Raw genomic sequence first — 19,133 nt, 5'->3', positions numbered from 1 at the left:
TTACCGTCGGTGCGCCAACCGGCGCACCAGACGCTCTCCAGCCATTTGCACAGCCTGCACCATTACCACCAGAATCAGTACCGTTCCCAGCATGACCTGATCGTTAAATCGCTGATAGCCATAGCGAATGGCCAGATCGCCAAGACCGCCACCGCCAATCACGCCAGCCATTGAAGTAAAACCAATCAGCATCACCACGGTTAAGGTGATGGCGGACAGTAACGTCGGCAAGGCCTCCGGCAACAGCGCCTTGCCAATCACATGCCAGAGCGTACCGCCCATTGATAAAATGGCTTCAATGCGCCCGTAATCGACCTCATCCAGTGCGCTTTCCGTCAACCGGGCGAAAAAGGGAAAAGCGCCGATAGTAACCGGCACCACGGCGGCAGTGCTGCCAAGCGTGGTACCAATCAGCAGGCGGGTAAAGGGGATCAAGGCAATCAGCAGCACAATAAACGGCAGCGAACGGCCAACGTTGATCATTGCCCCTAATACCGCGTTCAGTGTCGGCATTGGCGCCAGACCATTACGGCGGGATATAAATAACAGTACGCCAACCGGCAGACCAATCAGGACAGTAAACAGGGCCGCAAGCCCGACCATATAAAGGGTTTCCAGCGTGCCGTTTACCAGTAATGGCCAGAGATCTTCCCAGTTCATGCGACCACGCATAAGGGCCTCCCGTTAAAACCGTGACGGGCCAGGAAATCCCGCTCTGCTTGTGGATCGTGTAATAATGCCTGGCGCAGACGTGACCAGGGGGCCACCAGCAGATCGGCAATTCTGCCGCTCTCAACTATTTCGCCGCTTTCCAGCAATGCCGCGTGGTCACACAGGGTTTTTACCACCTCGAGTTCATGGGTGATCAGCACAATCGTCAGTTTCAGTCGCTGGTTGATGTCTGCCAGTAACTGGAGCACCGACGCTGTGGTTTCTGGATCCAACGCGCTGGTGGCTTCGTCACACAGCAGGACGTCTGGCCTGGCGGCCAGGGCTCTGGCAATGCCCACGCGCTGCTTTTGCCCGCCAGAAAGCTGCGAGGGAAAAGCCTGGGCTTTTTCACTCAGCCCAACCAGATAAAGCAACTCTTCGACGCGGGCATGGCGCAGTGGCCCAGGGACGCCTGCGATTTCCAGCGGCACGGCGACGTTGTCGGCCACCGTGCGCGCATGCAGCAAATTGAAGTGCTGGAAGATCATGCCGGTACGCAGGCGATACTGGCGCAGTGCTGACTTTTCCAGTTGCGTGATATCGACACCGTTGACAATAATGCGGCCCGTCGTCGGCCGCTCCAGCAGATTGAGGCAGCGGATAAGGGTGCTTTTGCCCGCACCGCTGCGCCCGAGGATGCCGTAAATGGCGCCTTTGGGCACACTTAGCGACACCTCTTTCAGCGCCGGCTGGCCTGCTCCGGCATAGATCTTACTCAGCCCTTCAACCTCAATCATGACTGCGGCGTGACCGGGATCACCGAGCCGTTATACTGCTTACGGATAAATTCTGCGACCTGCGGCGAGGTCAGATCTTTCGCCAGCTCTTTGATGCGGGGATCGTTGGCCAGTTGCGGGTTAGTCACCAGAATATTGGCGTAAGGATTATGGCTGGCGCTCTCCAGCCCCAGCGCATCTTTTGACGGTGTTAAACCCGCCTCCAGCGCGTAGTTTCCATTGATCACGGCTAAATCGACGTCATCCAGCGAGCGCGGGATCTGTGGCGATTCGACTTCAAGGATTTTCAGGTGCTTCGGGTTGCTGGCGATGTCCTTTGGCGTTGCCAGTGTGCTCGATGGATCGGTGAATTTCGCATCAAGCTTGATTAAGCCCTGGCTCTGTAACAGGAACAGGGCGCGGCTTAAGTTGGTGGCGTTATTGGGAACAGCAACGGTAGCGTTATCCGGTACGGATTTGAAATCTTTATATTTGTGCGAATAGATACCCAATGGCTCAATATGCACAGTGGCGGCGACAGCAAATGTTTTTCCAAGCGCTTTTTCCTGATCCTTCAGATAGGGCACGTGCTGGAAGTAGTTGGCATCGACATCGCCATTGGCCAATAGCTCGTTAGCGTTCGCGCCGCTGGTCAGTTCCACGACCTGCAAATCCAGTTTCGGATCGATTTTTTTGATGTAGTTAAGTATTTCGGCATGCGGAACCGGGTCCGCAGCGACGCGCAGTGCGGCGGCCTGAGCGGATGTCCAGACCAGTGAAAGAGACAGTGCTACCCCTGCCAGAGTAAAAGCGGCATGTTTCATATTGTGTGTTCCTGTGTGGTTTTTGTCAGACGATCAATTGTTCAGTGCGCTCGCGCAGCACATCGCGGTAATAACGCTCCGCCACATCCGGGTGGGAGCGCAGGCGCCCTTTCAGGTAATTCCATCCCACATCGCGCAGCAACGGGTTATGCGGATCGCTCTCCGGACCGTTGGCTTCTTGCGCCAGTGCGGGCGGCAGGGTGTAAACCGGCACCACGGCATCCAGTTGAGCGCCGAGGAAAAATGCAATCGACAGCCGTTGTTGATTAGCGGGCGGGGAGACCACCCGATGCACGGTGGCGCGCAAATAACCGTTTGTGGCCAGCTCCAGTAATTCGCCGATATTGACCACAAAACTCCCGGGCAACGGCACGGCATCGATCCAGCGTCCAGGCGCGATTTCGACCTGCAACCCTTTTTGATCGTCCTGCAACAGGAAGCTCAAAAAACCAGAATCTTTATGCGCACCAACGCCTTGTGAACTTTGTGTTTCCTGCTGGCCCGGGTAACGGATCAGCTTGATGTGCTCATTGGGCTTGCTGCCATACAGCGTGTCAAAGGCATCGGACGGGAGCTGCAACGCTTCGGCGAACGCGCGCAGGAGATCGATGGCCATACGGGTCATTGCCCGTTGCCAGTCGAGCAGGGCGGGTTTCAGTGTGGGTAATGCCTGCGGCCATAAATTCGGGCCTTGCAGACGCCGCCAGCCGGGATCGTCATCACTTAATAACAGTGCCGGGCGTTCCGCGCCAATGTCGAACTGTTCGCGCCAGTCTGGTTGCCCACGCGTCAGTTCAGATGCGGCACGGTTATAACCGCGAAAATGAGGGGAGTGGATCATCGCCACCTGCTGTTTTTGCGCGTCAGAAAGGGCAAAAAAACGGGTAGATTCGTGCTGAACAGCCTGTTGCAGGGCGTCGTCAACGCCGTGATTGATTAGATAAAAAAAGCCGATATCACGTGCAGCGTGGCGCAGATCGGCAAGAAAGGCGTCACGTTCAGTGCTGTGATAACGGGCAAGATCGAGGATCGGTAATGTTGTGGCGTTCATTGTGTTCTCCGAAGGCGGCAGGTAAAGGTTTTTGCTTTGTATTCAGGGGCCGGTGGCAACAACAACGCATTTTTTCGTCCTCATTTTCGGGGGTGATCACAGCTTGCCTGATGGCATCGCATTCAACCAATAACGTTCTTTTCTAATTTATGACCGAAGCAGATCACGTGCTTTTGCAAAAAACGCATAACGCGGAGCGCTTGAACTGGACAACTAACTCCGATAGACTTTTGTTATGTTATAACAAAACAAAAGAGCCAGATATGAAAGCTGATATTCATCCCCACTACCGCACAGTGGTGTTTCACGACACCAGTGCTAATGAGTACTTCAAAGTCGGTTCGACTATTAAAACGGATCGCCAGATTGAGCTGGAAGGCGTGACGTACCCGTATATCACTATCGATGTCTCTTCCGCTTCCCATCCATACTACACCGGCAAGCAGAAAGTGATTTCTAACGAAGGCAGTACGGCGCGTTTCCAGCAGCGCTATGGCCGTTTCTTCGCCGATAAAAAGGAGTAACCGATGCAGGTATTAAATTCGTTGCGCAGCGCAAAACAACGCCACCCTGACTGCCAGATCGTCAAGCGCAAGGGGCGTTTATATGTGATTTGTAAATCGAATCCGCGCTTTAAAGCCGTACAGGGCAGAAAGAAAAAACGTTAAGTGCGCAGAGACACCAGGGCGTGACGCTGCTTGCCGTCGGCAGTGAAGTTGTCGGCGGCAAGCCAGCGTCGCAATGCGCGATCCACTTCAGGCCATTCTTTATCAATAATGGAAAACCAGTCGGTATCACGGTTATAGCCTTTACTCACCAGCGCCTGACGAAAACGCCCCTCATAGTGAAACCCCAGCCTGAGTGCCGCCTGGCGGGAGGGTTCATTCAGACTGTTACATTTCCATTCATAGCGACGATAGCCCAGCGTGTCGAAGGCGTAACGCATCAGCAGCCACTGCGCTTCGGTTGAGGCCGGAGTGCGCGCCAGCAACGGCGAGAAATGAACACTGCCCACTTCGATCACACCATTTTTTTCATCAATACGCATCAACGATAAGCTGCCAACCGGGGCGCCACTGCGTTTATCTATCACCGCAAAGTGCAATGGATCCTGTAGCGTGCTCACACGGGTGACCCAGGCGGTGAATTCCGCCTCGTCTTTTTCGGGTTCGCGCAGCAGCCATGTCCAGCTACGACCGTCACCTGCCAGCTGGTGTGCCTGAAACAGTGCCGGAGCATGGTGTGGCGTTAATGGCTCCAGATGGCAGTACTCGCCTTCCAGTGTTACGCGTTGCGGTGACGGACGCGACTGCCAGTCGGGTAGTGCTTCACCGAGGGGTTGGTGATAGTGATTCAGTTGCATCATTCGCTCTCCTTTTGTGTGCAGGCAGCGTAACGTTGCCGTGGCTCTATAAAAAGAGCCATGAGAAGATGGTTTTATGGAGCCACGAAGGAAGCGAAAAGAAATGAACATTCCGGATGACGAGTTATATGCGTTGTTGCATCGTGCGCTGGCGGCGCGGGACGGGGGAACGCGCCAGCGATCGCTCTATCTGGCACTGCGCGATATGGTGCTCAACGTTCGCTTAAAGCCGCACAGCCAGTTACCAGGTTCCCGCGTTCTGGCGCAGGCGTTGGGCGTCTCGCGTAATACGGTGAATGCAGCGCTGGAACAACTGGCTGTCGAAGGATATGTCCTGCGTGACCGCCAGGGGACGCGGGTATTAAAGCTGGCGAGCGCAGACGAAAAACGGGCGTCGCCACCGCCGGTGACGCTGGCCAGCCGGATGCAGCAGTTGCCTGCTGGCATCCTGCGCCATTCACCTGCGCTTGCGCTGACACCCGGTATTCCTGCGGTGAATTATTTTCCGTTGGCTATCTGGCGGCGCTTAACTGAACGCGTCTGGCGTGATGAAGGCAGTACGTTGCTGAATTATGGCGATTCAGCAGGAGAGTGGCGTTTACGCGCGGCCATCGCCCGCCACCTTGCGATTTCGCGAGGGATTGATTGCGAAGCGGATCAGATTGTCATCACCGAAGGCGCGCAAGAAGCGCTGATGCTGTGCGTTCGTTTACTGTGCGACGAAGGTGATCATGCATGGGTCGAGGAGCCGGGATATGCCGGTGCAAAAAGTGCATTTTTATCGGCGGGTTTGCAGGTCAGCGGCTGCGCAATTGATGATGAAGGCATGACCTTACCTGCGCCAGCGATCCCGCCACGGATTATTTATACCTCGCCATCACACCAATATCCCCTGGGCCAGGTCATGAGCGCTAGCCGACGCCTTGCGTTGCTGGAGTATGCCCGGCAAACGGGCAGCTGGATTGTGGAAGATGATTACGACAGCGAGTTCCGCTTTCCTGGTGATCCGATCCCGGCCATGCTCGGTATGCGCGCCCATGCGCCGGTAGTCTACATTGGTACCTTCAGTAAGACGCTGTTTCCCTCGTTGCGCATCGGTTTTATGGTTATGCCGCCTGCGCTTGCTCAGGCCGCCGGATCGGCAATCAGCAGTTTGTTGCGCGGCGGTCATCGCGGTGAACAGCTGACGCTGGCACGTTTTATTGAAGAGGGGCATTATGCCCGCCACCTGGCGGCGATGCGCCGTCTGTACCGCAAGCGGCAGGAGCATTTACTGGCGGTGCTGGATCAAGAAATGACCACGGCGCACAGGATCTATGGTGGCGGCGGCGGTATGCATTTGACGCTGTCTGTTCCGGGAATTGATGATTTTGCGCTGGTGCGCGAGGCGCGAAAATGGCAACTCGCGCCCCATGCTTTAAGCCGTTTTTGGCTGCACCCAGATGCCTCGTCCAGCGGGCTGGTATTAGGTTATGGCAATACGTCTGCCAGTCTGTTTGGCCCCTCGGTACGAACCCTTAACCGCCTGGTTGTACAACAGCGGGGCGGGTGAGGGTGAACACATCATAAAAGGAGAGTTCTCCTTTTCGCGCCACCATCTGCTGCAACTGCTCTTTACGCTCGGCGTCGACCTGAGGCGAATGCAGAATGGCCTCGATGAGGTCATTCGGCACAAAACGGGTGTTATACCATTCGCCGTTATAACAGACGCGAAAATCCAGGACGTCGATATCGTCGTAATGGTAGCGGGGGTAGACATCGAAAAAGAAAAACGCGTTAAGCACCACGAACAGTAGCACCAGCAGCCAGACGGAGCCGACAAGCGTCTCAGATTGCAGCATTACTGCAAGTGTTGCCAGCCATGCCAGATACATACCGACAAACAGGCCCGGGTGTTTGCGAATAAAGCTGATGCTGAAGCGTGGTCGGTTATCCCGTTTTTCACGCTGGTTGATCTCTTCAATTGTTTCGGTGAGCAGCCGTTGTATTTCTGTCATCTTAGGCCTTTACTGATACCCTTTTGCAGGTGGACACACTATTTTAAGTTGCCGCCTTGTGTGAAAAAAGTAACAGTTTTGCTCCAAAAAACGATAACAGTTACTGAACCGAAGGGGCGAGCGTCTTAATAATTCGGGCCGGGTTACCAACAACTACCGTGTTCGCAGGCACATCTCTAACCACCACAGATCCCGAACCGATGACAGCATTATCGCCAATGGTGACGCCCGGGTTAATAACGGCCCGACCGCCAATCCACACATTATGCCCAATTGTTACGGGTTGACCGTATTCAACACCGCTAATGCGCTGCATGGCATCAAGGGGATGTGTTGCGGTGTAGATGTGCACGCCGGGTGCCAGCATACAGTTATCGCCAATGTGGATAGGGCAAACATCAAGCATGATGCAGTCGAAATTGGCGTAGAAATCTTTGCCGAGGAAAATATTGTAACCATAATCGCAGCGGAAATTGGGTTCAATATATGCCCCTCCACTCTGACCGAGTAGTTCAGCCAGTATAGCTTTGCGTTCGGCTTTTCCTTCCGGGCTGGAATGGTTGTAACGATGAAGCAGTTGGCGGGCGCGGAGGCGATCCGCACGCAAGGTTTCGTCTGCGGAGAGATAGGGCAAGCCCGCAATCATCTTCTGCTTTTCTTCATTCATCGGGATCGGTTACACCTGTCAATGAGGCTGAACGCTGTGTTACATAATAGAAAAAACAAATAAAGACCGGGTAAATTAGCGCACAAATTTCCACACTGAGGAGGGGATTTTGTCGTAAAGCTTATTCATGGTCAGTTCTGCCAGCCGGTGATCTGCTGCTGAATAAAACACCGCGAGTTCATCGTCTGAAAGTTCGTATTTATTTTTTTCAATCACGCGTTCTAATGTATCAATTGTCTGACAGCGTCGTAACCGCATCAAATAATCAATTTTTGTTAATGGTTTTTCGGACATACTTTCACCTTAGTGTTGAAATACTAACAAGAGTGACTAACAGGATTAGCCTTGCTCACATTGACGAAGCAGCGGAACAGTTTGTTGCCTGTTTTGCGCCATTTCTGCAAGTCGTGTGTATTTATGCCATAGCTACTGAACAACATAAACGTATCATCCAGGTATTCGTCTATCTGCGCAATCAGCTTATTATCTTCATTGTACTTAATCTTATAATTGAGCGCGAAGGTAGCAATGTGCTCAATCAGCTCGTTTAACTGCAAATTGATAGCTGAAGTTGGATCGTTAACCCATCCATGATGACTCTCTTCAAGATTGGCGAGGCAATCATGATACAAACTTTCGCAGAGAAATTTGAGCTGTGCGATATCATGCCTTTTCGGCGAGTATTCGTCCATAACGCATCCCCTTCTGAGTGGCATTTTTTTACTAACAGAACACGGTTTCGGGATGGGTACTTCTGCTCTGACCAGAGACTAATGCTATGTTGCTGATTGATTATAACTATAAGACAGTCCTAATCCGATTTCATTGCGCTATTACGAAAAATTACAATTATCGCCACTTTTTACTGTCGGGCGCAGAAATAATAGCGCAGTTTAAGGACAAATCGTGTTGTATTTATGCGCTTAGATATTCATGGTTCCTTATGATTCATTAAGTTAGCGCATTCGTAATTATTCTGCTAGTGGGAATAATTTAGCCAGGATAATTCTTACATAAAGTGATTATAGCTGATAATTAAGAATATTACCTAAGCGGTAAGAGGTAGGCCAAATACACAGTAATTATACGTCATATATCGCTTGCATAAAATAAACATTCTGACAATAACTTCTTTCAAAACGTCGGGCCGTCAGAAAGAAAAAGGCCGCTTAACGCGGCCTTTTCTAATAGAGAGACTTCGATCAGTGTTGCTCAACCTTGTGGCTGTGCTCAATGTCATCACCACGCCGACTAAAGCGACGACGAACCACGACAAAGAACACCGGAACAAAGAAGATCGCCAGCACGGTTGCCGTGATCATCCCGCCCATTACGCCAGTACCGACGGCGTTCTGCGCGCCGGAGCCTGCACCAGAGCTGATAACCAGAGGCAGTACCCCGAGGATAAATGCCAGCGAAGTCATCAGGATGGGACGTAAACGCATACGCACCGCTTCCAGTGTCGCTTCGATCAGGCCTTTGCCTTCTTTATCCATCAGATCTTTGGCGAATTCGACGATAAGTATCGCGTTCTTCGCCGACAAACCAATCGTTGTCAGCAGGCCGACCTGGAAGTACACGTCGTTGCTCAGACCCCGGAACGTTGCGGCCAGAAGTGCACCGACAACCCCCAGCGGTACCACCAGCATGACCGAGAACGGAATCGACCAGCTTTCATACAGCGCTGCCAGACACAGGAACACCACGATCAGCGAGATGGCGTAAAGTGCAGGCGCCTGGTTGCCGGAGAGACGTTCCTGATAGGACATGCCTGTCCAGTCATAGCCAATCCCGGTCGGCAGCTTGCTGGCCAGCTGTTCCATCATTGCCATCGCTTCACCGGTACTTTTACCCGGCGCCGCCTGGCCTAACAGTTCCATAGACGGCAGACCGTTGTAACGTTCCAGACGCGGTGAACCGTATTCCCAGTGCGTGGTGGAGAAGGCCGAGAAGGGCACCATCTGACCATCGCTGGCGCGGACAAACCAGTTGCCAATATCGTTTGGCAGCATGCGGTACTTCGCTTGTGACATAACGTAGACTTTCTTCACGCGACCACGGTCGATAAAGTCGTTTACGTAGCTGCCGCCCCAGGCTGCGCCCAGCGTGGTGTTGATGTCGCTAATCGACACTCCCAGCGCAGTGGCTTTTTCCTGATCAATATCGATCTTGAACTGCGGCGTATCTTCCAGGCCGTTCGGACGCACGCCCACCAGCAGGTCCGGGTGCTGTGCAATCTCACCAAACAGCTGGTTACGCGCCTGTGTCAGTTTTTCGTGACCCAGGTTCGCCTGATCGATCAGCTGGAAGTCAAAGCCGGTCGCCGTACCCAGTTCCACAATTGCTGGCAGGTTAAACGCGAACACCATGGCATCTTTAATCGATGCGAAATGTCCGCTTGCACGGCCTGCTATTGCCGGTACTTTGTTTTGCTCGCCGGGACGCTCGTCCCAGTTTTTCAGCGACACGAACGCCAGACCGGTGTTCTGCCCACGACCCGAGAAACCAAAGCCGTTAACGGTAAACACCGAGTTAACGTTGTCTTTCTCGTTTTCCAGATAGTACTTCGTTACTTCGTCCAGCACTTTCTGCGTGCGCTCTTGCGTGGCGCCCGCAGGCAACTGGGCCATGGTCAGAAATACACCCTGGTCTTCATCAGGCAGGAAGGAACTTGGCAGGCGAACGAACAGGATCGCCATCCCCGCTACGATCAGGATATAGAGCAGCAAATAACGACCGGTACTGCGCAGGATGTTGCCTACGCTGTCGGTGTAGTGATGCGTGCTCTTCTCGAACATGCGGTTAAACCAGCCGAAAAAGCCTTTTTTACTTTCGCCATGATCGCCTTTAGCAACCGGCTTCAGCATGGTGGCACACAGCGCTGGCGTCAGCACCAGAGCAACCAGTACAGACAGCACCATCGCAGAAACGATCGTAATCGAGAACTGGCGATAGATAGCACCGGTAGAACCACCGAAGAAGGCCATCGGGATAAATACCGCTGACAGCACCAGCGCAATACCGACAAGTGCGCCCTGAATCTGATCCATAGAACGGCGTGTCGCCTCTTTCGGCGGCAGCCCTTCTTCCATCATGACACGTTCAACGTTCTCCACGACCACGATGGCGTCGTCCACCAACAGGCCTATCGCCAGCACCATACCGAACATGGTTAGGGTGTTAATCGAGTAGCCAAACGCCGCCAATATCGCAAAAGTACCGAGCAGGACCACAGGCACCGCGATAGTGGGGATCAGTGTTGCACGGAAGTTCTGCAAGAACAGGTACATCACCAGGAACACCAGTACAATCGCTTCTACCAGTGTTTTTACCACTTCGTTAATCGAGATTTTAACAAACGGTGTGGTGTCGTACGGGTAAACCACTTTCAGACCGTGCGGGAAGAACGGCTCCAGTTTGGCGATGGTCGCGCGCACGGCTTCTGCGGTATCCAGGGCGTTCGCACCGGTAGCCAGTTTGATACCCAGACCGGCCGCAGGCTGGCCATTATAACGTGCGATAACGTCATAACTCTCGCCGCCCAGCTCAACCTTCGCCACGTCACGCAGACGAACCTGAGAACCATCGGTATTCACTTTCAGCAGGATTTTGCCAAACTCTTCTGCAGAGGTCAGACGGGTCTGCGCGATAATAGAGGCGTTCAACTGCTGCCCTTTCACCGGCGGGGTTCCGCCTAACTGACCGGCAGCGACCTGGGCGTTCTGCGCTTTGATAGCAGAAATCACATCGACCGGAGTTAACTGGAAGTTATTCAGTTTGGTCGGATCCATCCAGATACGCATGGCATACTGCGCGCCAAACAGCTGAACGTCACCCACACCCGAAGTACGGCTGACCGGATCTTTAATGGTTGCGCCAACGTAGTCCGCAATATCTTCCTGTTGCATGGAGCCATCGGTACTGATCATACCGAGAACCATCAGGAAGCTACTGGAGGATTTTTCAACGCTCACACCCTGCTGCTGTACTTCCTGCGGCAGGAGCGGCATGGCCAGTTGCAGTTTGTTCTGCACCTGAACCTGCGCAATGTCCGCGTCAGTACCGGAGTCAAAGGTGATGGTGATCTGCACCGTACCAGAGGAATCACTGGTGGAGGACATATACAGCAGGTTATCGATACCGTTCATATTCTGTTCGATAACCTGCGTTACGGTATCCTGCACCGTTTTCGCATCAGCGCCCGGGTAAGACGCGGTGATCTGAATTGCAGGCGGCGCGATCGTTGGATACTGCGCTACCGGCAATTTGAGGATCGATAGCGCCCCCGCCAGCATGATGATAATCGCTATAACCCATGCGAAGATGGGGCGATCGATAAAAAACTTAGCCATGTCTTAACGGCTCCTGTTTAAGTTAAGACTTCGGTTTCTCTGACTGGCCGCCGGCCTGGGCTTGCTCTTTATTGTCAGATGTCACTTCCTGGGTTTTCACCTGCACACCCGGTTTGACTTTTTGCAGCCCGCTGACAATCACCCGGTCGCCGGTTTTCAGACCGTCGGTAACCAGCCACTTGTCACCAATGGCCTGGCTTGCCACGATATTGCGCACTTCCACTTTATCGCCTTCGCCGACCACCATCGCTGTCGCATCGCCGCGCGGTGTACGGGTGACCCCCTGCTGTGGAACCAACAGTGCATTCGGGTTCACGCCTTCTTCCAACTTAGCGCGGACGAACATGCCCGGCAGTAAGGTGTGGTCAGGGTTCGGGAATACCGCACGCAGCGTAATGGAACCGGTGGTCTGGTCCACGGTCACGCCAGAAAACTCCAGCGTACCGGACTGCTTATATTGAAGGCCGTCGTTCGTCACCAGTTCAACTTTTGCTTTGCCGTTGTCCTGTTTCAGCGTTCCGTTCGCCATTTCTTGCTTCAAACGCAGGAAGTCATTGCTGGACTGGGTAACGTCGACATAGATCGGGTCAAGCTGCTGCACGGTGGTCAGTGCCGTAGTCTGCCCGCTCTGTACCAACGCGCCCTCGGTCACTGTCGATGTCCCTGTGCGGCCACTGATTGGCGACGTCACTTTGGTATACGCCAGGTTAATGCGGGCGGTTTCGACGGCTGCTTTTGCCGCGATCAGGGAAGCATTCGCCTGCTGTGCATCCGCCTGTGCCGTATCGTAGTCCTGCTGGCTGATGTACTTAGTGCCCAGCAGTTTTTTGTAACGATTAACGGTCATCTGCGCGATGTTTGCCGCCGCTTGTGCTTTGGCCAGATCGCCTTTCGCGCTTTCATATGCAGCCTGGTATGTAGCGGGATCAATCTGATAGAGCGAGACACCTGCTTCAACATCACTGCCTTCAGTGAAGTTGCGTTTTAAGATGATGCCACTGACTTGCGGGCGAACTTCTGCAATACGGTACGCAGTGGTTCGGCCTGGCAGTTCGGTGGTGATTTGCAGAGGTTCTGACTTGAGCGTGACGATGCCGACTTCTGGCGCCTGTCCTGCTCCCTGCTGCGCAGGTTTATCATCACATCCTGTAAGCGCTAAGCTGCCCGAAAGCATCAGAACGGCCGCCAGAGGCGTAAACCCTCTGTTTTTGTTCATATGTAAACCTCGAGTGTCCGATTTCAAATTGATCAATGGATCAAATGCCCAAAAACCCATTGCTGCGTTTATATTATGGTCGTGCTATGGTACAAACATTCACAAATGTATGTAAATCTGACTCCTGTAAATTCACCAACATATGGCACGAAAAACCAAACAACAGGCGCTGGAGACGCGGCAGCACATTCTTGATGTCGCAATGCGGCTGTTTTCCCAGCAGGGCGTCTCTTCTACTTCGCTAGCAGAAATCGCGCTGGCGGCGGGAGTAACTCGCGGTGCGATCTATTGGCACTTCAAAAACAAGTCGGAATTGTTTAGTGAAATTTGGGAACTGTCAGAATCCAGTATTGGGGATCTTGAGGTTGAGTATCGGGCAAAATTCCCTGGCGATCCACTCTCTGTTTTAAGAGAAATATTGGTTTATATCCTTGAAGCGACTGTTATTGAAGAGCGGCGCCGTTTAATGATGGAGATCATTTTTCACAAATGTGAATTTGTTGGCGAAATGGCGGTAGTGCAAGAAGCGCAGCGCAACTTAAGTCTCGAAAGTTACGATCGCATCGAGCACACGCTTTCAGAATGCATACAGGCAAAATTGCTGCCAGCCAATTTGTTAACCCGCCGGGTTGCTGTGCTGATGCGCGCTTATATCTCCGGGATAATGGAAAACTGGCTATTCGCACCGCAATCCTTTGATCTAAAAAATGAAGCCCGTGATTATGTGGCGATCCTCATCGAAATGTGCCAGCTCTGCCCAACGCTGCGCAGTGAATCGGACACGATAAACGCCTGAATTGGAGGCCGCCAGGATTTCTCCTGGAGGCTTCTTCCTGTACTAGGTTGTAACCTAACTGCGTGATATTCTTCGCGCGTGGCTATTCCGGCCACCTTTCCCGTACAACACGATCACGCAAATTATGTCGCACAACACTCGCACGTTCGCAGCCTTTGCTGCCGCGTTGTTTCTTGTTATCGCAACCCTGCTGGGTAACGCAGCCTGGGCGGACACAAGCAACGATCTTCCTTCCCGCACCGATGTGCAAAACCAGCTTAATACGCTTAATAAACAAAAAGATCACACGGCACAGGACAAACTGGTTATCCAGGATTTGACCGAGACGCTGGATACGCTCGACAAAATTGACCGCGTAAAGCAAGAAACCGCGCTGCTGAAGCAGAAAGTCGCCCAGGCGCCGGAGAAAATGCGCCAGGCAACAGATGCGTTGAACGCGCTGAGCGACAAAGACAGCGATGACGAAACGCGAAAAACGCTGGCGACGCTCTCTTTGCGTCAGCTTGAATCCCGCATGTCGCAAATGCTGGAAGATTTGCAAACCGCGCAGAATGATTTATCCAGCTACAACAGTCAGTTGGTATCGTTGCAGACGCAGCCGGAGCGGGTGCAGAACGCCATGTACTCCGCTTCCCAACAGTTGCAGCAGATCCGTAACCGCCTGAACGGCACGTCGGCAGGCGAGGGCGCACTGCGGCCAACGCAACAGACATTGCTACAAACGCAGCAGGCGCTTCTCAATGCGCAGATTGAGCAACTTCGCAAAAGTCTTGAAGGCAACACCACGTTACAGGATACGTTGCAAAAGCAGCGTGATTACACCAATGCCAACAGCAATCGTCTGGAGCATCAGCTTCAGTTGCTGCAAGAAGCGGTCAACAACAAACGCCTGACACTGACGGAGAAAACCGCACAGCAAGCGGTTACGCCGGATGAAACGGCGCGCATTCAGGAAAATCCACTGGTGAAGCAGGAGCTGGATATCAATCACCAGTTGAGCCAGAAACTGATCACGGCCACGGAAAACGGCAACACGCTGGTACAGCAGAACATTAAAGTGAAAAACTGGCTGGATCGTGCGTTGCAGTCGGAACGTAATATCAAAGAACAAATCGCTGTGTTGAAAGGCAGTTTGTTGCTGTCGCGTATTCTCTACCAGCAACAGCAGACGCTGCCCTCCGCAGACGAGCTGGAAGATATGACTAACCGCATTGCGGATTTGCGTATTGAACAGTTTGACGTCAACCAGCAGCGAGATGCTCTGTTCCAGAGCGACACCTTTGTTGCCAAACTGGAAGAGGGGCATCAGAACGACGTGAACGATGAAGTGCATGACGCACTGCTGCAAGTCGTGGATATGCGTCGTGAACTGCTGGATCAGTTGAATAAACAGTTGGGCAACCAACTGATGATGGCTATCAACCTGCAGGTGAATCAGCAGCAGTTGATGAGCGTGTCAAAGAATTTGCAGGAAATCCTGACCCAGCAAATTTTCTGGGTTAACAGCAACAAACCCATGGACTGGGACTGGTTCAAAGCCTTCCCCAAGGCGCTGCATGACCAGATCAAATCGACAAAAATTACCGTTAACTGGGAAAAAGCCTGGCCGGCGGTAGTGATTGCATTCCTTGCTGGCTTACCGTTGCTGTTGATCGCCGGGCTTATTCGCTGGCGGTTGAACTGGCTGAAAAGCTACCAGGCGAAACTTGCCGAGCAGGTGGGGCAACTGCGTAATGACAGTCAGTTGCATACGCCAAAAGCGATCCTTATCGACCTGATTCGTGCGCTGCCGGTCTGCCTGCTGATCCTGGCGACGGGGTTAATCCTGCTTACCATGCAGCTAAATATCAGTGAGCTGTTATGGGCATTCAGTAAAAAGCTGGCCATGTTCTGGTTGATATTCGGTCTGTGCTGGAAAGTGCTGGAGAAAAATGGCGTTGCGGTGAATCACTTCAACATGCCTGAACAACTGACCAGCCACTGGCGTCGGCAGATTGTGCGCATTAGCCTTGCATTGCTGCCGTTGCATTTCTGGTCAGTCATGTCAGAGCTCTCGCCTTTGCATTTGATGGATGATGTGGTCGGGCAGTTTGTTATTTTGCTGAATTTGCTGCTGATAACCTGCCTGGTATGGCCGATTTTCCGTGAAAGCTGGCGCGACAAAGAGTCGCACGGCATGCGTCTGGTGACTGTTACCGTGCTGGCGATTGTGCCGATTGCACTGATGGTGCTGACGGCAACCGGGTACTTCTATACCACGCTGCGTCTTTCTGGCCGTTGGATTGAAACCGTCTATCTGGTGATTATCTGGAACCTGCTCTATCAGACCGTGTTACGCGGGCTGAGTGTCGCAGCGCGTCGTATCGCTTACCGTCGTGCGCTGGCTCGCCGGCAGAATATGGTGAAAGAGGGCGCAGAAGGGGCAGAGCCGGTAGAAGAACCGACGATTGCGCTGGAGCAGGTCAACCAGCAAACGCTGCGTATCACCATGCTGGTGATGATTGCTCTGTTTGGCGTGATGTTCTGGGCGATCTGGTCCGATCTGATTACCGTCTTTGCCTATCTCGACAGTATAACGCTGTGGCATTACAACGGGACAGAGGCCGGTGCGGCGGTCACCAAAAGCGTCACATTAGGCAGCATGCTGTTTGCAGTGATTGTTTTCGTGGTGGCATGGGCGCTTATCCGCAACTTACCTGGGTTACTGGAAGTGCTTATCCTGTCCAGACTCAATATGCGCCAGGGTTCCTCCTACGCGGTCACGACCATTCTTAACTATGTCATTATCGCCGTCGGTGCGATGACGGTGTTCGGTTCGCTCGGCGTCTCGTGGGATAAATTGCAGTGGCTGGCGGCGGCATTGTCGGTAGGTCTGGGGTTCGGCTTACAGGAGATCTTCGGTAACTTTGTTTCCGGTCTGATTATTCTGTTTGAACGCCCGGTACGCATTGGCGATACAGTCACCATTGGTACATTCTCTGGCACTGTCAGCAAGATTCGTATTCGCGCGACCACTATTACCGATTTTGATCGTAAAGAGGTGATCATTCCGAACAAAGCGTTTGTCACCGAGCGCCTGATCAACTGGTCGCTGTCCGATACCATTACGCGCGTCGTGATCCGCCTTGGGGTGGCCTACGGTTCCGATCTGGAAAGGGTGAAAGAAGTCCTGCTGAAAGCGGCAATGGAGCACCCCAAAGTGATGCACGACCCAGAACCGTCGGTGTTTTTCACAACCTTTGGCGCCAGCACGCTGGATCATGAGCTACGCCTGTATGTACGTGAACTGCGCGATCGCAGCTACACTGTGGATGAGCTTAACCGCACCATCGACAGACTGTGCCGTGAGAACGATATTAATATCGCCTTCAATCAGCTCGAAGTGCACCTGCGCAATACCAAAGGTGATGAGCTGACCGAAGTTAAACGCGATTTGAAAGGTGACGATCCTACGCCTGCGCAGGCGTAATGTCCTGTAACCCCTTCCTTAAGCGGGAGGGGGTTACTCCGTTTCCAGCTTTTTCTCAAAGTCCCGCTTAACAATCTCCAGCGCTTTAAGGACCAGCGCCGGCGCGACCTCATGCTGCTCCAGCAGCATAATCAAATCCACCGCCAGTTTGACTTCGTCCGGGGCATTTTCCAGTGACATGGTTTCTCCTTGTTTAACGCGTTAACTGCGCCAGCACACGTTCAATTCTCTCCAGCGCGCTGCGACAACGGCTGAGTCTTGCGGCATAAGCATCGACTTCTTTATGTAACTGCTGCTGCTCCGCCAGCGTGGTCACACTATTCAGGCGCTGCTCGCGCGCCTGCTTCATCTCAAGCAAACGCCGTTCATACTCCTGATGCTGTAAGCGTTTACGCTGCCAGCGCGCGACGGATGGCGAAGCATGATCCCACTCTCGCAGCGACCAGGCTGCGCACTCGCGGGTGAGCGCGGCCATTTGCGCACTCAGGTGTTCCGCAAGCCAGACCACCTGGGCAAGATTATCGCTGTCAACAGCGTGCCTTAACGCCGTAATATTGCCCGCAATCTCGTCAAGATACGCCTGCATTTTCGTACTACGGGTGCGAAAAAGGTGCCGATCAAAGCGCGGGCTGACGGTGGTGTGTTGCGCCAGCGGAGCGGCTTGCTGGCGCAGTACGGTCAGTTGTTGCTCCAGCATCTGTAAAAGCACGGCGCTTTTCATTTATCTCTCCCGTGTAAATAGCCGAGGCTGTGCTACATTAGCCGTAATTTTGATAACGATTCTCATCATGCAACGCACTATTTTAATCATCATTGGCTGGCTGGCGGTAGTGCTCGGCACGCTTGGCGTGGTGTTGCCGCTGCTGCCCACGACACCGTTTATCCTGCTGGCGGCCTGGTGTTTCGCGCGTTCGTCGCCGCGTTTTCATCACTGGTTATTGTACCGTTCCTGGTTCGGTGGCTATTTGCGACACTGGCAGCAGTATCGTGCCATGCCGCCCGGCGCAAAGCCGCGTGCGATTGCTGTTATTCTGCTGACGTTCGCGGTTTCATTATACTTAGTGAAGATGCTGTGGGTGCGTATTCTGTTGCTGGTGATCCTCACCTGCCTGTTGATTTTTATGTGGCGTATCCCGGTGATTGATGCAAAGCAACAAAAACCGTAAAGCGCAGCGAAGTCGGTTGCAATTGTCGCGCTCAGCCAGTAAATTCGAGCGTTTTCGAGCACGGGTGCGGCTGGTTAAATGTTAACCAGTGGTTAAATGAAGTCTTAAAAGCGCGTACCGTGAGTAACACCGTTTCTATCAGGCAAATATCCATGACAGCGACTGCTCAGCAGCTTGAATTTCTTAAAAACAGCATCAAAAGCATTCAGGATTACCCGAAGCCGGGCATTCTGTTCCGTGATGTCACCAGTTTGCTGGAAGACCCGAAAGCGTACGCCCTCAGCATTGAATTGTTAGTTGAGCGTTACAAAAACGCCGGGATCACCAAAGTAGTAGGGACCGAAGCGCGTGGTTTCCTGTTCGGCGCTCCGGTTGCATTGGGTCTGGGCGTCGGTTTTGTACCGGTCCGCAAGCCGCGTAAGCTGCCGCGTGAAACCATCGCCGAAAGTTATGAACTGGAATACGGCACCGACCAGTTAGAGATCCATGTCGATGCCATTCAGGCGGGTGACAAAGTGCTGGTGGTTGACGATCTTCTGGCAACGGGCGGCACCATTGAAGCGACGGTGAAGCTGATCCGCCGTCTGGGCGGCGAAGTGACCGACGCGGCCTTTATCATTAATTTGTTCGACCTTGGCGGTGAGCAGCGTCTGGAAAACCAGGGCGTCTCTTGCTACAGCCTGGTGCCGTTCCCGGGGCATTAATCCGTTTGCCCGCGCATTCATCCTTCGGGCTCGCGCCTGAGGGATGAAGTGTATTAACAGCATATGCTGTGTTAGCATTATCCCTTCGTAAATCCACCTTC

20 protein-coding genes are annotated in these 19,133 nt (G+C 53.1%); 7 read left to right on the top strand and 13 right to left on the bottom strand.

What is annotated here, in order from left to right; translation table 11 throughout:
• From ACUY4S_RS17640 to ACUY4S_RS17625, 4 genes are read right to left on the bottom strand one after another with little or no spacing between them, the layout of a single operon-like run.
• Positions 1-660, bottom strand: coding sequence for a methionine ABC transporter permease (locus ACUY4S_RS17640; RefSeq protein WP_458022082.1), 660 nt, complete (start codon positions 658-660; stop codon positions 1-3).
• The gene (locus ACUY4S_RS17635) at positions 657-1,448 is read right to left on the bottom strand and encodes a methionine ABC transporter ATP-binding protein (protein WP_458022031.1); all 792 of its coding nucleotides are present in this window, start codon (positions 1,446-1,448) and stop codon (positions 657-659) included. Before ACUY4S_RS17635 ends, ACUY4S_RS17640 begins: the two co-directional genes overlap by 4 nt.
• Complete coding sequence (locus ACUY4S_RS17630; protein WP_458022030.1) at positions 1,445-2,251, bottom strand: MetQ/NlpA family ABC transporter substrate-binding protein; 807 nt, start codon at positions 2,249-2,251, stop codon at positions 1,445-1,447. The genes ACUY4S_RS17635 and ACUY4S_RS17630 overlap by 4 nt, the downstream gene beginning before the upstream one ends.
• Before the next feature lie 25 nt (positions 2,252-2,276).
• Entirely contained in the window at positions 2,277-3,302 is a 1,026-nt protein-coding gene (locus tag ACUY4S_RS17625; protein WP_312689073.1) for an isopenicillin N synthase family dioxygenase, read from the bottom strand.
• Positions 3,303-3,565: 263 nt separating this feature from the next.
• On the opposite strand from ACUY4S_RS17625, the gene ACUY4S_RS17620 reads away from it, so the two are divergent.
• Both ACUY4S_RS17620 and ykgO read left to right on the top strand, forming a co-directional pair.
• A complete protein-coding gene (locus ACUY4S_RS17620) occupies positions 3,566-3,826 on the top strand; it encodes a type B 50S ribosomal protein L31 (RefSeq protein ID WP_312689075.1) in 261 nt (86 codons plus the stop codon).
• Positions 3,827-3,829: 3 nt separating this feature from the next.
• Entirely contained in the window at positions 3,830-3,970 is a 141-nt protein-coding gene (ykgO, locus tag ACUY4S_RS17615) for a type B 50S ribosomal protein L36 (protein WP_006818844.1), read from the top strand.
• Here the strand turns inward: ykgO and ACUY4S_RS17610 are convergent.
• On the bottom strand, positions 3,967-4,668 hold the full coding sequence (locus tag ACUY4S_RS17610) for a GNAT family N-acetyltransferase (protein ID WP_312689078.1): 702 nt from the start codon (positions 4,666-4,668) through the stop codon (positions 3,967-3,969). The two genes, ykgO and ACUY4S_RS17610, sit on opposite strands and share 4 nt — an antisense overlap.
• Positions 4,669-4,768: 100 nt before the next feature.
• On the opposite strand from ACUY4S_RS17610, the gene pdxR reads away from it, so the two are divergent.
• Positions 4,769-6,217, top strand: coding sequence for a MocR-like pyridoxine biosynthesis transcription factor PdxR (pdxR, locus tag ACUY4S_RS17605; RefSeq protein ID WP_312689080.1), 1,449 nt, complete (start codon positions 4,769-4,771; stop codon positions 6,215-6,217).
• Here the strand turns inward: pdxR and ACUY4S_RS17600 are convergent.
• The 6 genes from ACUY4S_RS17600 to acrA form a co-directional block, all read right to left on the bottom strand.
• Complete coding sequence (locus tag ACUY4S_RS17600; protein ID WP_312689082.1) at positions 6,183-6,662, bottom strand: YlaC family protein; 480 nt, start codon at positions 6,660-6,662, stop codon at positions 6,183-6,185. The two genes, pdxR and ACUY4S_RS17600, sit on opposite strands and share 35 nt — an antisense overlap.
• Positions 6,663-6,762: 100 nt before the next feature.
• Positions 6,763-7,329: a maltose O-acetyltransferase gene (gene maa / locus ACUY4S_RS17595; protein ID WP_458022029.1), complete on the bottom strand. Its 567-nt coding sequence runs from the start codon at positions 7,327-7,329 to the stop codon at positions 6,763-6,765.
• A gap of 75 nt (positions 7,330-7,404) precedes the next feature.
• Complete coding sequence (gene hha / locus ACUY4S_RS17590; RefSeq protein WP_061497097.1) at positions 7,405-7,623, bottom strand: hemolysin expression-modulating protein Hha; 219 nt, start codon at positions 7,621-7,623, stop codon at positions 7,405-7,407.
• A 23-nt stretch (positions 7,624-7,646) separates the two neighbouring features.
• Positions 7,647-8,021 carry an Hha toxicity modulator TomB gene (gene tomB, locus ACUY4S_RS17585; protein WP_312689088.1) on the bottom strand — a complete coding sequence of 125 codons (375 nt, stop codon included), beginning with the start codon at positions 8,019-8,021 and terminating at the stop codon, positions 7,647-7,649.
• A gap of 510 nt (positions 8,022-8,531) precedes the next feature.
• Entirely contained in the window at positions 8,532-11,681 is a 3,150-nt protein-coding gene (gene acrB / locus ACUY4S_RS17580) for a multidrug efflux RND transporter permease subunit AcrB (RefSeq protein ID WP_312689090.1), read from the bottom strand.
• Between the two features lie 22 nt (positions 11,682-11,703).
• A complete protein-coding gene (acrA, locus tag ACUY4S_RS17575; RefSeq protein ID WP_312689092.1) occupies positions 11,704-12,897 on the bottom strand; it encodes a multidrug efflux RND transporter periplasmic adaptor subunit AcrA in 1,194 nt (397 codons plus the stop codon).
• Between the two features lie 142 nt (positions 12,898-13,039).
• Between acrA and acrR the strand changes: the two genes are divergently transcribed.
• Both acrR and mscK read left to right on the top strand, forming a co-directional pair.
• A complete protein-coding gene (gene acrR, locus ACUY4S_RS17570) occupies positions 13,040-13,693 on the top strand; it encodes a multidrug efflux transporter transcriptional repressor AcrR (protein ID WP_312689094.1) in 654 nt (217 codons plus the stop codon).
• A 124-nt stretch (positions 13,694-13,817) separates the two neighbouring features.
• Entirely contained in the window at positions 13,818-17,162 is a 3,345-nt protein-coding gene (gene mscK, locus ACUY4S_RS17565) for a mechanosensitive channel MscK (RefSeq protein WP_458022028.1), read from the top strand.
• 33 nt (positions 17,163-17,195) lie between these two features.
• On the opposite strand, the gene rsmS is transcribed toward mscK, so the two are convergent.
• Positions 17,196-17,342, bottom strand: coding sequence for a pleiotropic regulatory protein RsmS (rsmS, locus tag ACUY4S_RS17560; RefSeq protein WP_312689098.1), 147 nt, complete (start codon positions 17,340-17,342; stop codon positions 17,196-17,198).
• Positions 17,343-17,355: 13 nt separating this feature from the next.
• Positions 17,356-17,883, bottom strand: a complete 528-nt coding sequence (priC, locus tag ACUY4S_RS17555; RefSeq protein ID WP_312689100.1) for a primosomal replication protein N'' — start codon at positions 17,881-17,883, stop codon at positions 17,356-17,358.
• Between the two features lie 67 nt (positions 17,884-17,950).
• On the opposite strand from priC, the gene ACUY4S_RS17550 reads away from it, so the two are divergent.
• Both ACUY4S_RS17550 and apt read left to right on the top strand, forming a co-directional pair.
• Positions 17,951-18,328, top strand: coding sequence for a DUF454 family protein (locus ACUY4S_RS17550; RefSeq protein WP_312689102.1), 378 nt, complete (start codon positions 17,951-17,953; stop codon positions 18,326-18,328).
• A gap of 152 nt (positions 18,329-18,480) precedes the next feature.
• Positions 18,481-19,032 carry an adenine phosphoribosyltransferase gene (gene apt / locus ACUY4S_RS17545; protein ID WP_312689104.1) on the top strand — a complete coding sequence of 184 codons (552 nt, stop codon included), beginning with the start codon at positions 18,481-18,483 and terminating at the stop codon, positions 19,030-19,032.
• Positions 19,033-19,133: the final 101 nt, after the last annotated feature.

The sequence above is a fragment of the Kosakonia beeri genome (assembly GCF_054165705.1).
Note: the sequence above shows the minus strand (reverse complement) of the source record. Positions and strands in the feature narration are given on the sequence as shown.

Coding starts and splice junctions, on each gene's coding strand:
- ACUY4S_RS17640 (WP_458022082.1), bottom strand. CDS start 660: ATGAACTGGGAAGATCTCTGGCCATTACTGGTAAACGGCACGCTGGAA.
- ACUY4S_RS17635 (WP_458022031.1), bottom strand. CDS start 1,448: ATGATTGAGGTTGAAGGGCTGAGTAAGATCTATGCCGGAGCAGGCCAG.
- ACUY4S_RS17630 (WP_458022030.1), bottom strand. CDS start 2,251: ATGAAACATGCCGCTTTTACTCTGGCAGGGGTAGCACTGTCTCTTTCA.
- ACUY4S_RS17625 (WP_312689073.1), bottom strand. CDS start 3,302: ATGAACGCCACAACATTACCGATCCTCGATCTTGCCCGTTATCACAGC.
- ACUY4S_RS17620 (WP_312689075.1), top strand. CDS start 3,566: ATGAAAGCTGATATTCATCCCCACTACCGCACAGTGGTGTTTCACGAC.
- ykgO (WP_006818844.1), top strand. CDS start 3,830: ATGCAGGTATTAAATTCGTTGCGCAGCGCAAAACAACGCCACCCTGAC.
- ACUY4S_RS17610 (WP_312689078.1), bottom strand. CDS start 4,668: ATGATGCAACTGAATCACTATCACCAACCCCTCGGTGAAGCACTACCC.
- pdxR (WP_312689080.1), top strand. CDS start 4,769: ATGAACATTCCGGATGACGAGTTATATGCGTTGTTGCATCGTGCGCTG.
- ACUY4S_RS17600 (WP_312689082.1), bottom strand. CDS start 6,662: ATGACAGAAATACAACGGCTGCTCACCGAAACAATTGAAGAGATCAAC.
- maa (WP_458022029.1), bottom strand. CDS start 7,329: ATGAATGAAGAAAAGCAGAAGATGATTGCGGGCTTGCCCTATCTCTCC.
- hha (WP_061497097.1), bottom strand. CDS start 7,623: ATGTCCGAAAAACCATTAACAAAAATTGATTATTTGATGCGGTTACGA.
- tomB (WP_312689088.1), bottom strand. CDS start 8,021: ATGGACGAATACTCGCCGAAAAGGCATGATATCGCACAGCTCAAATTT.
- acrB (WP_312689090.1), bottom strand. CDS start 11,681: ATGGCTAAGTTTTTTATCGATCGCCCCATCTTCGCATGGGTTATAGCG.
- acrA (WP_312689092.1), bottom strand. CDS start 12,897: ATGAACAAAAACAGAGGGTTTACGCCTCTGGCGGCCGTTCTGATGCTT.
- acrR (WP_312689094.1), top strand. CDS start 13,040: ATGGCACGAAAAACCAAACAACAGGCGCTGGAGACGCGGCAGCACATT.
- mscK (WP_458022028.1), top strand. CDS start 13,818: ATGTCGCACAACACTCGCACGTTCGCAGCCTTTGCTGCCGCGTTGTTT.
- rsmS (WP_312689098.1), bottom strand. CDS start 17,342: ATGTCACTGGAAAATGCCCCGGACGAAGTCAAACTGGCGGTGGATTTG.
- priC (WP_312689100.1), bottom strand. CDS start 17,883: ATGAAAAGCGCCGTGCTTTTACAGATGCTGGAGCAACAACTGACCGTA.
- ACUY4S_RS17550 (WP_312689102.1), top strand. CDS start 17,951: ATGCAACGCACTATTTTAATCATCATTGGCTGGCTGGCGGTAGTGCTC.
- apt (WP_312689104.1), top strand. CDS start 18,481: ATGACAGCGACTGCTCAGCAGCTTGAATTTCTTAAAAACAGCATCAAA.